The 13,885-nt window shown below is 65.4% G+C and carries 10 protein-coding genes; 4 read left to right on the top strand and 6 right to left on the bottom strand.

Going from position 1 to position 13,885, the window contains the following annotated elements; all coding sequences use genetic code 11:
- The 3 genes from OXT71_10685 to OXT71_10675 form a co-directional block, all read left to right on the top strand.
- A partial coding sequence (locus OXT71_10685; protein MDE2926851.1) for a hypothetical protein occupies window positions 1–430 on the top strand: 430 nt, incomplete at its 5' end.
- A gap of 212 nt (window positions 431–642) precedes the next feature.
- Window positions 643–1,410 carry a polyprenol monophosphomannose synthase gene (locus tag OXT71_10680; GenBank protein ID MDE2926850.1) on the top strand — a complete coding sequence of 256 codons (768 nt, stop codon included), beginning with the start codon at window positions 643–645 and terminating at the stop codon, window positions 1,408–1,410.
- An 83-nt stretch (window positions 1,411–1,493) separates the two neighbouring features.
- Window positions 1,494–3,917 carry a tetratricopeptide repeat protein gene (locus OXT71_10675; GenBank protein ID MDE2926849.1) on the top strand — a complete coding sequence of 808 codons (2,424 nt, stop codon included), beginning with the start codon at window positions 1,494–1,496 and terminating at the stop codon, window positions 3,915–3,917.
- Window positions 3,918–3,927: 10 nt separating this feature from the next.
- Here the strand turns inward: OXT71_10675 and OXT71_10670 are convergent, their stop codons facing one another.
- The 3 genes from OXT71_10670 to OXT71_10660 all read right to left on the bottom strand — a co-directional run bounded on the left by OXT71_10670 (window position 3,928) and on the right by OXT71_10660 (window position 8,094).
- Complete coding sequence (locus OXT71_10670) at window positions 3,928–5,808, bottom strand: CocE/NonD family hydrolase (protein ID MDE2926848.1); 1,881 nt, start codon at window positions 5,806–5,808, stop codon at window positions 3,928–3,930.
- A gap of 111 nt (window positions 5,809–5,919) precedes the next feature.
- Window positions 5,920–7,146, bottom strand: coding sequence for a family 10 glycosylhydrolase (locus OXT71_10665; protein ID MDE2926847.1), 1,227 nt, complete (start codon window positions 7,144–7,146; stop codon window positions 5,920–5,922).
- 3 nt (window positions 7,147–7,149) lie between these two features.
- A complete protein-coding gene (locus tag OXT71_10660; protein MDE2926846.1) occupies window positions 7,150–8,094 on the bottom strand; it encodes an ankyrin repeat domain-containing protein in 945 nt (314 codons plus the stop codon).
- A 174-nt stretch (window positions 8,095–8,268) separates the two neighbouring features.
- On the opposite strand from OXT71_10660, the gene OXT71_10655 reads away from it, so the two are divergent.
- Entirely contained in the window at window positions 8,269–9,960 is a 1,692-nt protein-coding gene (locus OXT71_10655; GenBank protein ID MDE2926845.1) for a dihydroxy-acid dehydratase, read from the top strand.
- A 111-nt stretch (window positions 9,961–10,071) separates the two neighbouring features.
- Here OXT71_10655 and OXT71_10650 read toward each other — a convergent pair whose 3' ends face one another.
- The 3 genes from OXT71_10650 to OXT71_10640 all read right to left on the bottom strand — a co-directional run bounded on the left by OXT71_10650 (window position 10,072) and on the right by OXT71_10640 (window position 13,884).
- The gene (locus tag OXT71_10650) at window positions 10,072–11,829 is read right to left on the bottom strand and encodes a ThuA domain-containing protein (protein MDE2926844.1); all 1,758 of its coding nucleotides are present in this window, start codon (window positions 11,827–11,829) and stop codon (window positions 10,072–10,074) included.
- Between the two features lie 128 nt (window positions 11,830–11,957).
- The gene (locus tag OXT71_10645) at window positions 11,958–12,941 is read right to left on the bottom strand and encodes a zinc-dependent alcohol dehydrogenase family protein (protein ID MDE2926843.1); all 984 of its coding nucleotides are present in this window, start codon (window positions 12,939–12,941) and stop codon (window positions 11,958–11,960) included.
- Between the two features lies 1 nt (window position 12,942).
- On the bottom strand, window positions 12,943–13,884 hold the full coding sequence (locus tag OXT71_10640; protein ID MDE2926842.1) for a hypothetical protein: 942 nt from the start codon (window positions 13,882–13,884) through the stop codon (window positions 12,943–12,945).
- Window position 13,885 lies beyond the last annotated feature (1 nt).

Genomic DNA, 13,885 nt, shown 5'->3' with positions numbered 1-13,885 from the left:
GGAAAGAGTCTACATGAATGAAGCGGGGGTGTCAAGCATTAGATATAATTCCCTTGATTTTCCGGGCGTCGGCGTGGCCGGCGTGGGAGCCAGCCAGCCGCTCCGCGACGCCATCATCCCGGTACGCCGCCAAGCCGGCGGGGTCAACACGGGAGCGGCCCTCCGCAACCTGAGCGAGTCCGAACTGGAGTTGAACTGCCGGTTGATGATGGGTGGCGAGATGATCGAAATGAAGCCGGTGACTCTGCCGGCCAATGGTCAGGACGCCATGTTCATCGATGAATTGTTCGACCACGACACGTCGGACTTCACTGGTTCGGTCCGTTGTACGGCGTCGGCAGGACAGCAGGATTTCACCGGCGTGGCCGTAGAGATGGACGTCACGAACGGCGTCTTCACCACGCTGCCGGTGGTGCCGGTGGACAGATAGACTGGCTCGCGTCTCGTACATCGACAATCCCAAGCCTCCCGTTGGGCGCACCGAGCCGTTAGAAGCCGGTGCCGAAGTCGCGGGTGATGCGCACGCATTCGGAAGCCGTGTGCGGGCACAGCGCAAGCCCGAGGACGAACCCCGAGTTGACGTCGGAACCAGCTCCAGACTTCGGAAAGCCGCCCTCCGCCGGTCAAGAAAGTTTGTCGACCTTGAGCGACCCATCGCCTCCTGGGCACAACCCGGTGTCCATCGTCGTGCCGACGTTTCGGGAGGCCGCCAATATCCCGACCCTGGTCCGCCGGGTATCCGCCGCTTTGTCCCATTGGCCCGCCGAGTGGGAGTTGATCCTGGTCGATGACGACTCGAACGACGGCAGCGAGGCGATCGTCGCCGAGTGGGGACGCCGCTTGCCGGTGCGGATGGTGACCCGCCGCGGTGCGACCCGGGACTTGTCCCTCTCGGTTCTCGAAGGCATGCGGCTCGCGCGCTTCGACCGGCTGGTGGTCATGGACGCCGACCTGTCCCATCCGCCGGAACAGATCATCGACCTGCTGGCCGCCCTCGACGCCGATTGCGACATGGTCGTCGGCAGCCGCTACGCGCCTGAAGCGAGGATGGACCCGGCCTGGAGCGGCGCCCGCGCGCTCCTGTCCCGGGCCGGCACACTGATGGCGTGTCCGCTCGCCGATTGCCGCGACCCCCTGTCCGGCTTCTTCGCCACCGATCGCCGGGTCCTGCCCGATCTGGAGGATCTCCATCCCGTCGGCTATAAGATTGCCCTTGAGCTGATGGCCCGGGGGCGGCTTCGTGTCCGGGAAGTCCCGATCCGATTCGGCGCCCGCCACCGGGGAAAGAGCAAGTTGAACTGGCGGACTCCCTTCAACTATCTGCGGCACCTGTCCCGGCTCTACGGCTACCGTGTCCACGACAGGGTGCGGCGGACATTCTCGGACAGACCCCCGCGCTCTGCGTCGTGAGCGCTGCGGAGACGGTGGCCGCTGGCCCTCGACGCGCCGTCGCAGTCATCGCCGGCAATTGAGACATGCCCGAGAGGAAGCGAATGGCACTCTCCGCCAACGGTGGCCGCTCTGCCGGCTGGTTGATCGCCCATGCCCTGGTTCTCGGCCTCCTGGTCGTCGCCAGCTATCTGCCGGCGCTTGAAGCCGGATTCGTCTGGGACGATACGATCTTCGCCGATGAGCCGGTGGTGCACGCTTGGTCCGGACTGTGGAACATCTGGGTCTCGCCGGCCGACATCAAGAAGGAAGGTCACTACTGGCCCGTCGTCTACACCAGTTTCTGGCTGGAGCACAAGCTGTGGGGGGTGAATCCGCTCGGCTATCACGCCGTCAATCTACTTTTGCACATCGCCAACGTCCTGCTGATCTGGCGGATCCTCGGGCGCATGGCCGTGCCCGGCGCCTGGGTCGTCGCGGCCGTGTTTGCCGTCCACCCTCTGCATGTCGAGTCGGTCGCCTGGGTCATCGAGCGCAAGGATCTGCTCTCCGCGATGTTCTACCTGACGGCGGCGCTGACCTGGATCCGGTACGTGGAGGCGCCGAAGCCCTCCCGCTACCTGCTGGTGCTCGGCCTGTTCACAGCCGGACTGTTGTCCAAGTCCATCGTGGTCACGCTGCCGGTGTCGCTCTTGATCTGGCACTGGTGGCGATCAGGCCGGGTGACGCGAACCGACTTGCTCCGTGTGGCGCCGCTTTTCGCGCTGGCGGCGGCCATAACGGCCCTGGACCTGTCGTTCTATACCTCTCGGGAGCCCCTGGCGCTGGGCTACTCGTTCGTCGACCGGATCCTGATTGCGGCGCGGGCGCTGTGGTTCTACGTGGGCAAGCTGCTGTGGCCCACCGGTCTGGCCATTATCTATCCGCTTTGGAAGATCGATCCCGTGGATCCGGTTGCCTGGATCTATGTCCTGGCTGCCGCCGCCCTGCCGGCTTTGCTCTGGATCGGCCGGGATCGGCTGGGGCGGGGACCCCTGGCCGGCGCCCTCTTCTATGCCGTGACGCTGTCACCGGTGCTCGGTTTCGTCGACTACGGCTACATGCAGTTCTCTCTGGTCGCGGACCGGTTCCAATACTTGGCCGGCCTCGGCGTCCTGGCGGTGCTCCTCGGAGCCGCCACACTCGCCGTCAGCCGGCTACCGTCTGCGTTGAGAACGGGCGCAGGCGGCGTGCTCGTCGTCATGCTCGCGGTGCTGGGCACCCTCACCTGGCGCCAGACGGGCATCTACCGTGACCCGGTCGCCTTTTTCAGCCACATCGTCGCACTCAATCCGGAGTCGCGGGACGCCCACCTCAACCTGATGGGTCCCCTTTCGGACGCCGGCCGTCACGAGGAGGCGCTGGCCGCCGGCCGCATCGGCGCGGCACAGCGTCCCGGAAGTGCGGACATCCATTCCAATCTGGGCCGGGTGCTCACCCGTCTGGATCGCCTCGACGAGGCCGAATCGGCGCTTCGCACGGCCCTGGGCATCGAACCCCGGCATCTCAACGCCAACCAGAACCTCGGGGAAGTGCTGCGGAGACAAGGCCGGTACGCCGAGGCCATCGAGACCTACCACCGCGTGCTGGAAATCGACGACAGACTCGTTTACGGGAATGGCGGACTCGGCATTGCGCTGTTCCATTCGGGACGCTACACGGAAGCGATTGCGCCTCTCGAGAAAGCGCTTGAATTGGCGCCTGACGCCCATTTCACGGGTGAACTCGCCATGTACGCGGGGCGTGCAGCGCTCCGGTTGGATCGGCTCGACGCCGCGAGCGCGCATCTGCGGCGTGCCGCGGCGTCGATGCCGGATCCTGCGGAAGCCCTGGTGGAACTGTCCAATGTCAGGTTCGCGCAGGGCCGGGCCGACGAAGCCTTGGATCACCTGCGCCGGGCGCGGGAGTTGCGGCCGAACGACCCCGCGACGCTCGTCAACGCGGGTGAGGCGCTGAGGAAGGGGGAACGGAGCACGGAGGCGATCGCGTTGTACCGCGAAGCGCTGCGGATCGATGCAGACTTCGTGCCCGCCCAAGTTGGCCTGGGTGCGGCGCTGTTCAACCTGGAACGCTACGAAGAAGCACTGGAATCCTTGACCCGCGCCATGCAGCAGGAAACGGATCCGGAAACAGCGGCGACGGCACACTACCTGTCCGCCCGGACCCTGTTGGAACTGGATCGGAAGGACGAGGCGGCGGCGCAATTCGAACGCGCTCTGAAACGGGATCCGAACCACGCGAAAACCCTGGACTACCTGGCCCATTTGAGGTTCGGACAGAAGCAGTACGAGGCCGCCCTGGACCTGTATCGAACCCAGGCGACGCTGAAACCGGGCAGCGCCACCGTCCATGCCAACATCGGCGTGACGCTCTACTTCCTGGGACGTCATGCCGAAGCGCTGGAGAGCATGGAACAGGTGCTGCGGCTCGACCCGGACCACCAGATGGCCCGGAAAATGGTCGCTCAACTTCGCAAGGGGAACCGGTAAGCGGTCCCGCCTATTCTTGCCGCTGGTTTCCGTCCGTGCTGACGGCAGGCGACGGGTCCGATTTCCGACTCGGGATCACCGGCAAAGTGACGTGGGAGGGAGATTCGGCGTCATGAAAGACCTTCTGCCGGGCCACTTCTGAACGGGTCTCCAGACCGATATTGTCGGCGCCCGTGTTCAAATTTCGCAGGTAGTAGGGGAAGTAACTGCTGGAGATCTCGACGCGGATGCGGTGCCCCTTCTTGAACACGTTCCCGGTCGACCTCCAGAACTCGATCGTATATTCGTAGACCTTGCCGGGCTCGATCTCGCTCAGACGCTCCGGATTGAACGCCCCTCCCCGTTGCGGGTCCCGATGCCGCGCCCGGATCACCCCGTCACACAGGAGGGCGGCATACCCATCGGGATGGACGTCGATCAGGCGTACCATCCAATCGGTATCCCGCGCCGAGGTGGCCGCATAGAGTTTCGCCTTGACCGGCCCCGTCACTTCCATGTCTTCGCCCAGCGGCGATGTCGTATAGACCAGCACGTCATCCCGGATCGCCGGGATACGCGCATCCACCGCTCCATCGATATGGCCATTCGTAAAAGGGGCGCTGGGCGTGGGATCGGACGGATCGTAGACATAGGCATCCCATGCTTCCTCACCCGGCGGTGTGGTGTTCAACACCCCGTCACCCTTCAGCGAATTTGCCTTCCCTTGACTGTGCAGGTAGTACTTCGTCCATTTCGTTTGAGGCAGCGGCCAATCCGGTTCCGCGTACCAGCGGTTGGGGCCCATGACGAAGACATGGACGGGAGGCCCATCGGTCACTCCGTTGTCGATCCCCTTCAGGAAATGGTCGAACCACCGGCAGATCATTCCGTTCAGGTCGATCTCGGCGTCGGGACCGTAGTCGAATCCCGCGACCACCCGCTGGTTGATGGAGTGTTGCCAGGGTCCGATCACAAGAGATGGACGTCGGGATTCCGGAGTCGCTCCGTACTGCTTCATCCCCTGGTAGTTCATGGGCGAGCCGGGATAATTCGCATCGAACCACCCCGTGATGTTCAGGGCCGGCACCGTCATCTTCGAATAGTTTTCTTTGCCCTGGTAGGAAATCTTCTTCCAGTATTCACCCGTCGAGAGGTTTTGCCGGATCCAGGTCCCGAACCAGGGCGCATCCAGCGCTCCCTTCACTTTCGGAAGGTCGATATAGGGCAGACGCATGTATTCTTCGTGCCGATTGTTTGAAAAGCCGCCGTAGGGCCCCTCGCCGATCACCTGTATGGTGCGGCCGGCCATCATTCCCGCGCCCCAATCCATGGCCCAGCTCACCAGGATGCCGTTCTGGTACGGAGCGTTGAAGAACTGGTCCGGAGGAGCCACCTCGGGCGCGATCGCCTTCAAGGAAGGAGGCGCCTGGCTGGCAGTCCACCACTGGGTCCAACCCAGATAAGAGCCCCCGGTCATGCCGACATTGCCGTTGGACCAGGATTGGCGCGCCAGCCACTCGACGAGGTCGTAGCCGTCCGTCTTGTGCTTCGCGTCGAAGATGTCCGTTTCCCCTTCCGAATCGTATCGGCCGCGCAAGTCGGAAACGGCGTAGACGTAACCGCGCCGGGCGAACCACTTGGCTCGATCCGTTCCAAACCCGGGTGTTCCACCGAGATTGCTGTAACCCGTGTGAGTCAGGATCACGGGAAATCTTCCCGGAGCGTCGGGCCGGTAGAGGTCCACGGAAATCCTGACCCCGTCTCTCATGGGCACCATGTTCCCCAGCACGACCTTGGTTTCGTACTCCGGCTCGGAATAGTGCCCCGAATCCGGTTTCTGGTGCCCTGCCAGGGCCGGAAGGCCAAGCCCCACCAGGGACAGGGTCGATACAATCCTTTGCCCGCGTCCCATCACTTCTCCTTTTGGCGCCTTCTTCTTGGGTGGGTATGGGCTGCCGGGAGAGGGGGCATTCCTGTCCCCTTCTTCTGTTCCCCACTTCATCGGCGACTGAAACGGCCCCGATCACCCCAGCGATCGGATTTCCTCGATGAGGGGCCAGAAGTTCAACTGGTCCACGGCATGGCCGCGGTACATTCCCACTGATTCGGCTCCGTTGGCCAGGGCGGTCCGGGCGGCCCCCATCATCAGTTTCGGATCCTGAAAACTTCCGACGTGGTAGCAGGACAACTCCACGATCAGCGGACAGCGTCCCTGGATCAATTCCGCAAGCTGGCTCGTATGGCGCTCCACCCGGTGCACGTCCGAAGTGGTCCGAAACCAGAGGGTGAGTTCGTCCATCAGCGACTCGTCGAGCCAGGCGCGGAGATCCTGGAAGGCGCCCAGGTAGCGGTCTCCGTGCGGCCCCTCCAGGTCCTGGGCAATGACGGCTATGGAGAGGGGAGCTTCAGGGCGGCGCTCCTTCAACCGGCGGCGCAGAGCCCGAAGGGTTTCGGTGACGAAGCCGGCCCGGAAGCGGAGCCAGTCCGGGTCATGGTTCGGGAGTTCCGAGGGGCTCTTGCCGTACCGCTTGCGGTACTCCTCCACCATGGGGGGTTCGTAGCCGTGGATCGCCGCGCCGTGGCGGTCCCGGAACTCGCTCACGAACTCCACCTGGATGCCGTGGCCGCCCGATTCCTCCACGATGTTCATATACCGGTCGACCATGTAGGACCGGACCTCGGGCACGGCCAAGCTCATGGAGAGCCGGCTCCCCACCTTGAGTTCCCGGTCCCCTTCCAGATCCAGCGCCCACCAGTCGGGATGCTTCTCGGCAAAGGGGCTGACGCTCAGGACGGCCCGGGGGCTGTTCCAGATGGGACGATGGCGATCAAGCTTTTCCTTGAGCTTGGCGGAACCGTAAGGAAGACCGATGTAGTTGAGAGACCAGTTGGCCCGCATCCGCCTCGCGCCATGGCTGTTGAACGCCATGTAGGGATGCATCACGATCCCCTTTTCCGCCGCCGCCTGGGCCAGGATCGGGGATCCGCGGGTCGGAATCAGATGGGTCACGCCATGGCGGGCGCACTTTTCGACGAAGTCGATGACGGCCGCCTCGTCGGAAGGCTGAGTTGGACTGATCAGTCCGCCCGGAGCGCACCAGAGTGAAAATCTGCGTTCGCCCGAACTTTTCGCCGCCGAAGCCGAAACCGCCTTCGCCGCCGTGGACGGAGCCGCGGCGACGGCTCCGCAGGCCAAACTCCTCTCCAGGAAACGGCGGCGGCTCAGATGGGATGCGGACGGTTCGGACATGGGCTACTTCAAGAGGGCGGCGACCTCCTCCTTGTTCCCCTCTTGAGCCAGCGTCCGGGCCGTCTTCCCGTCCTCGTTCCTGGCCCTGGCGTCGGCTCCGGCTTCCAGCAGCACCTTGACCGCATCGGCATGCCCGTTGACCGCCGCGTACATGAGTCCGGTCCAACCCTGCTTGTCCTGCACGTTGACGTCGGCTCCCGACTCGGCCAGGGCCTTCACGGTTTCGGTGTGTCCACCCTCGGCGGCCCACACCACCGAGGTCTTTCCGTCCGGATCCGTTCCCTCGGCGTCGACTCCTTCTTCCAGCAGGGCGTTGACACTCTCCGTGTCACCCAGTTTGGCCGCCAGCAGGACGGAAGGAGATCCGTCGCTGGTCATGGCATAGGCGTCCGCGCCGTGGCTCAGCAGTGCTCGCGCCGTTGCTCCGTGCCCGGCCCCGAGGGACATGATCAGCGCGGTTCCGCCGCTCTGATCCGCCACGTCCAGATTGGCCCCCTTCTCCGCCAGCGCTCCGATGACCTCGTCGTGGCCCCGAGCCGCGGCCCAGAGCACGGCCGTCCGCTTCCGGTTGTCCTGCGCCTCCACATCGGCGCCGGCCTCCAGCAGGACCCGGACCGTCCCGGCCTGACCGCTCGCCGCGGCGGCCATCAAGGGTGTCCGCTGTTCGGAATCGCGGATTTCGATGTCGGCGCTGCCACCGATCAACGACTGGACCACGGCGTCGTGGCCGTGACCGGCGGCCAGGATGAGGGCGAGCTGTCCTTCCTGTCCCTCCTCCTCGCTGGCGACATTGGCGTCGGCGCCTTGTGCCAGGAGTTCCTTGACGGCGGCGTCATCCCCATTCCCCGCGGCATCGATCAGCTCCTCGTTGATGTTCCCGCCACAACTGCAGAGCAGAAGAAGAGAGGGGGCCAGCAACGTCACGAATCCCCGAAAATTCAGCATCATGGATCTCCTTTCTGAGTTGCGGGACGCGGACCGAGCAGTCACAGAATCCGCCGCAGGAACGGCCCTCCACCGCCCTCCGGGGTGTGCGGTCCAGCGAGCCCTCTCCGAATTGTGTCGGAGTTGCGGGCATGATAACACAGGGCTCGGGAATTTTTCGGGGTGGAGGCGAAGGGATTGAAGAACGGAAAAAGGCGCAACTTGCGCAGCCGCGAGTGGTTCGACACCCCCGCACTGTACGGGTGGACCCGGCAGGCCGCCCTGCAGGGACTGGGCCTCGACCCCGGCGTGTACCGGGACCGTCCCCTCATCGGCATCTGCAACACCTGGAGCGAGTTGACCCATTGCAATGCCCACCTGCGCACCCTCGCCCAGCGGGTCAAGGAAGGGGTCTGGCAGGCGGGCGGAGTGCCCTTCGAATTTCCCGTCATCTCGTTGGGCGAGTTCAACATGCGGCCCACCGCCATGCTCTTCCGCAACCTCCTGAGCATGGACGTGGAGGAATGCATCCGGGCCAATCCTCTGGACGGCGTGGTCCTGCTGGGAGGATGCGACAAGACCACGCCGGGACTGCTCATGGGAGCCGTGAGCGCGGACCTGCCGGCGATCCTGGTGACGGGCGGGCCACAGCTCACCGCCCACTGGCGGGGCCAGGAGCTGGGATCGTGCACCGATTGCAGGCGCTTCGAGGCCGAACTGAGAGCCGGGAGAATCAAGCAGGAAGACTGGCTGGATCTCCAGGGCGCCATGATCCGGAGTCCGGGGCACTGCATGACCATGGGCACGGCTTCCACCCTGGCCACATTGGCCGAAGCCCTGGGATTGGCGTTGCCCGGGAACGCCGCCTACCCGGCGGCCGATTCCCGCCGGACCCGGCTGGCGCACCGCGCCGGACGCCGGATCGTGGACTTGGCGGAACGGGATCTGAAACCGTCCCGGCTGCTGAGCGCCGCGTCGTTCGACAACGCCATCCACACGCTGCACGCCATCGGCGGATCCACGAACGCCATCGTTCATCTTCTGGCCGTGGCCGGACGCGCCGGCATCCCGCTGTCGCTCAAGAGGTTCGACGAACTGTCTCAGACGACACCGGTGCTCCTGGATCTGAAGCCGGCGGGGCGTTTCCTGATGGAGGACTTCGCCTACGCGGGAGGGGCGGCGGCGCTTTTGAATGAGATCGCGCCTCTGCTGGACCTGGACCAGCCCACGGTCACCGGAAAGAGCCTGGGCGAAAACCTTCAGGGAGCCCGCAACGACAATTCGGAAGTGATCCGTCCCCTGGACCGCCCGCTGGAACCTGCCGGCGGCCTGGCCGTCCTCTACGGGTCGCTGGCTCCGGACGGATGCATCATCAAGCACAGCGCCGCCGCGCCCGGACTGCTGCGCCATGAGGGCCGGGCGATCGTTTTCGACGATCACCACGAACTGCTGGAGCGCATCGACGATCCGGATTTGGAAGTCGGTCCCGAGGACGTGCTGGTGCTTCGAGGCGCCGGGCCTCTCGGCGGTCCCGGCATGCCCGAATGGGGACTGCTGCCGATCCCCCGAAAACTGCTCCGTTCAGGCGTTCGGGACATGGTCCGGATCAGCGACGCACGCATCAGCGGCACGGCTCGGGGAACGGTGGTGGTCCACGTCTGCCCCGAGAGCGAAGCGGGAGGACCGCTGGCCGCGGTCCGCACGGGCGATCCCATCCGGCTCGACGTTCCGGCCCGGCGATTAGACCTCCTGGTCGAGCCCCGGGAGATCAAGCGCCGGCTTGCGGGCTTCCGTCGCCGAGTCCGGCCCGAATCAAGAGGCTACCGCCGACTCTACTTCGAACGCGTCCTGCAGGCGGACCAGGGATGCGATTTCGACTTCCTGCGATGAGCCACGCCATCCCTGCCGCCGAAGGAGCGACGGCGTTCCTACCGCCATAGGAGCGGCGGTATTCCTACCGCCGACAGGGGGTCAGGGGGGACAGGAAAGTCCCCCCTCCTATCACTCGGCCCGAAGGCACCAGCGGACGGCGTTCTTCATCAAGCGCTGGTACATGGGGTGAAACAGCGGTTCGGCCGGATGGCCGCCGGCCAGGTGGCAGACTCTGCCCTTCCCGGCCTCGCGGACCCAGCCGGCGGGGACCGCGATTCCGTTGTCCATCCGGCTCTCCAGGATCATGTGGACCTGGCTCTCGTCGTAGATGACCGGCGAGTGCTGCTCGTCGGCGGTCGTGTAGTCGCTGACGCCCTCCGTGATGGGATGATCCGGGTCCACCACCTCGACGCGGAAGCGCTCATAGGGTCCGTGCCCGATGTAACGTCCTCCCACCAGCTTCAAGTAGGGTCCGGCGGGAGGATAGAGCCCCAGCGAGTTGTGGAGATTCAGGAAGGAGCCGCCCTTCTCCACGAAATCCACCACCGCCCGCTCCTGTTCCAGGGTCACCCAGGTCTTGATCTCCCCATGCAGGGGATCCACCAGAACCCGCAACGGCTCCCGGCCCTCCCCTTTGCGCTCCACCTGGCGGCCGTCCCGCAGAATGACCAGCAACTGGACCCGGGACAGGTTTTCCGCCGACAGGGCGTTCACGTCCACCGTGAAGTGGGGAGTCACGCCGGTGGCCTGGAATACCATTGCCAACGCCTTCCGGATCGGCGCCGGTGGATGGGGACTGTCCCCGATCAGGACCAGCGCATGGGGACCGGAGTCGCCGGGCCGGGGCGGACGACCGTGGAAGGGAGCATTGGGGACCGTGAGCTCCCGATAGACATGGGCGATCTGTGGGTCTCTGGGGCGCGAATGGGTGGTCCAATACTGGAGCCCGTCGGGAATCCGGACATACTTCTGGACCTCGGCCAGGGAGTATCCAATGGCGATCCCGTAGGCGACCTCGTCCCGGAGCTCCGCCAGCAGGTCGCGGAGACGCCCCAGCATGTTGGTCCCGGTCCAGGAACCGAAGCCCGGTACGACCTCTCGCGCGCCCAGGTCATGGAGGCGGTCCAGAACCTCGATCCAGGCCGCGGTGTCCTTCCCATCCGGATGGAACCGGATGCCGTTCATGACCAGGGGGCCGCCGAAAAGGACTTTTTCCTTCCGCAGATAGAGAGCTCCGGCTCCCTCGTCCCAGACTCCGTCCAGCGGCAGGAACCGGATCGACCGGGCGGAGTCTCCAACGAAGCCCGGACTCGACAGGGCCGTCACCATGGACGGATCCAGATCCGGCATCTTGCCCAACAAACGCTGGCGAATCTTGGGAGAGGTGACGATCTGCTTGACGCCTCCCTTGATCAGCGCGCCGACCAGAGGAGCGATCGCGTCCGGTCCCATGGGTTCGGGAGAGCGGTACCAGCGCTTTTCCACCGGTTCGTAGGCCGAATAGGTCGCCCAGGACGAATCCTCCCAGATGTGGGTCAATACCAGAAGCCGCGCGGGCCGCTTTCCTTGAGCCGTGACCCGGTCCAGATAGGCCTCAACGGATCGGCCTCTGGGCAGGTCGACCAACAGGGTCTCCCCGTCCAACTCCACCCATCCGCAGTTGGCGCTGGCGAATTGGTGGGAGAACCCGGCGGCGTGAACCCCCGGAGCCAGTTCCTCATGATGAGGGAGGAGCTGTGGTTGCGGCTCGGCTGTCATCGATCCCGTGGAGAGTAGCAGAATCAACAACCATCCAAACGATCCGAGCCTCGACGTATGCGGGATGGCTCCCAATGCGCCGGGTCCGGTGAAACGAGCTATCGAATCGGCCCCCACCTGATATGACATGTCGATCCTCCTGACGGACAGGATGCGGCTATTTACCGGCCCCGAGGCCCGGACCCGGCGTCAGTCTACTATGAGTCCGAGACTGCCGCATAAGCCGTGCCCGCGCACGGCGAGCGCCGCATCCCGCATCAAGGGACCAGCACCGCGGCTCCATCCAGCTCGCCCTGCGCCAAACGGCGGAGGGCTTCGTTGGCCTCGGCGAGAGCAAACGTCTCGGTCTCGGTGCGCACCGGCACCCGCGGGGCCACCTCCAGGAACTCCGCTGCGTCCTTCCGGGTCAAATTGGCCACCGAACAGAGCCGGCGTTCCTCCCACAACAGGCGGTAGGGAAACGACGGAATGTCGCTCATGTGGATTCCGCCCAGGACCACGATTCCACCCTTGTCCACGGCTTCGAGAGCCAGCGGCACCAGCGGACCCACCGGGGCGAAGATGATGGCGGCATCCAGCGGTTCAGGGGGCATCCGTTGCGAACCCCCGGCCCAGACCGCCCCCAGGGACACGGCGAAATCCTGTGCCGTCCCATCGCCGGGACGGGTGAAGGCGTAGACGCTTCTGCCCTGGTGCCGGGCCACCTGGGCGACGATATGGGCGGCCGCGCCGAACCCGTAGAGGCCCAGACGCCGTCCCGGGCCGGCCATGACCAACGACCGGTAGCCGATGAGGCCGGCACACAGGAGGGGGGCCGCCTCGATGTCCGAGTACTCCGGCGGCAACGAAAAGCAGTAGCGCTCGTGGGCCACGACCTCTTCGGCGTAGCCTCCGTTCAATGTATACCCGGTGAACCGGGCCCGTTCGCAGAGATTCTCCCGGTCCGAACGGCAGTAGCCGCACTGCCCGCAGGTCCATCCCAGCCAGGGGATTCCGACCCGGTCCCCGACGGAGTGCCGCCGCACTGCGGGACCCAACTCGGCCACTTCTCCCACGATTTCATGCCCGGGGATGATGGGCAGCTTGGTGCCGGTCAGATCTCCGTCCACCACGTGCAGGTCCGTGCGGCACACGGCGCAGGCCCGCACCCGGACGCGCACCTGCCCCGGTCCCGGGTGCAGGGGCGGCAGGTCCACCGGCTCCAGGCTCGTCCCCGGCCGCCTCAGGATCATGGCCCGCATGTCAATTCCCCCGCCGCGATACCTCTTCAGTCCCTCGAACAAGGTCCGAGAGACGAAAGAGAAAGGACTCCAATTCGACCGGGTTTTGAAGCTGATAGTGGGCCGCGGTGGCCGATCCGGCCCCGCCCACGACGAGGGTCAGCCCCTCTGCGCTCAGCGCATGAAAGGCCGTCTCGTCGGCCGGGTGCGTCCCCGCGTAAAGGGGGATCCGTCCGGTTCCGGACGGCGCCAACTCGGCCGCGATCCGCGTGGCCGCCCTTCCCCGATCCCATTCCAAACGGGGCCGCACCAGCAGACCATCCCGGTCACGGATCTTCTGCAGGCGAGGATATCCCCTGAGAACCGAATCGAGAATGCGCTCTATTTCAGGGGAGCGGGCCCGGGCGGCCGGATCCAATTGGAGGCCCAGGGAAACGTCCCTGGGATCCACCAGGACACCGTCGGTTCCCAGGAACGCCTGGACCAGGTCGGCCGCGAGGGAGCGAACCTGCCGCACCCACTCCACCTTGGCCCGCGACCCGCCCCTCAGTCCCGGTCCCGAGAAATCCAACCCGTCGCTGCCGGCGTGATAGAGGCCGTCGATATCCACCATGGAGGCCAGGTCCTGTCGTCCCCGCCGGCTCACGATCACCGTGGGGCAAAGGCCGGCCAATTGGCGGAGCGCCTCCTTCATTCCCCGGGACAGCACCGCCATGTCCTCCCGGGAGACCAGGGGGGCCAGCGCTCCGTCGTAGGACAGAAAAAGCAGCAGCCGGCGGGCCTGAAGCCGATCCCGAATCCGCGGCCAGCGGTCCAGGGCAGAAGGCAACCGGCGATCCCCCACCATCCACGCCTCCAGAAACTCCGGTGTCAGCGTCGTCCGGTCCGCATTGTTTCGCCCCCTCCGGCGCCGAGTCAATCGAGGGCGGTGCGCCTTGACTCGCCCGCGTGCGGAAACTACCATC

This window comes from Acidobacteriota bacterium (assembly GCA_028874215.1).
Lineage (GTDB): Bacteria > Acidobacteriota > UBA6911 > RPQK01 > JAJDTT01 > JAJDTT01.
This window is presented reverse-complemented; position numbering and strand designations above follow the sequence as displayed.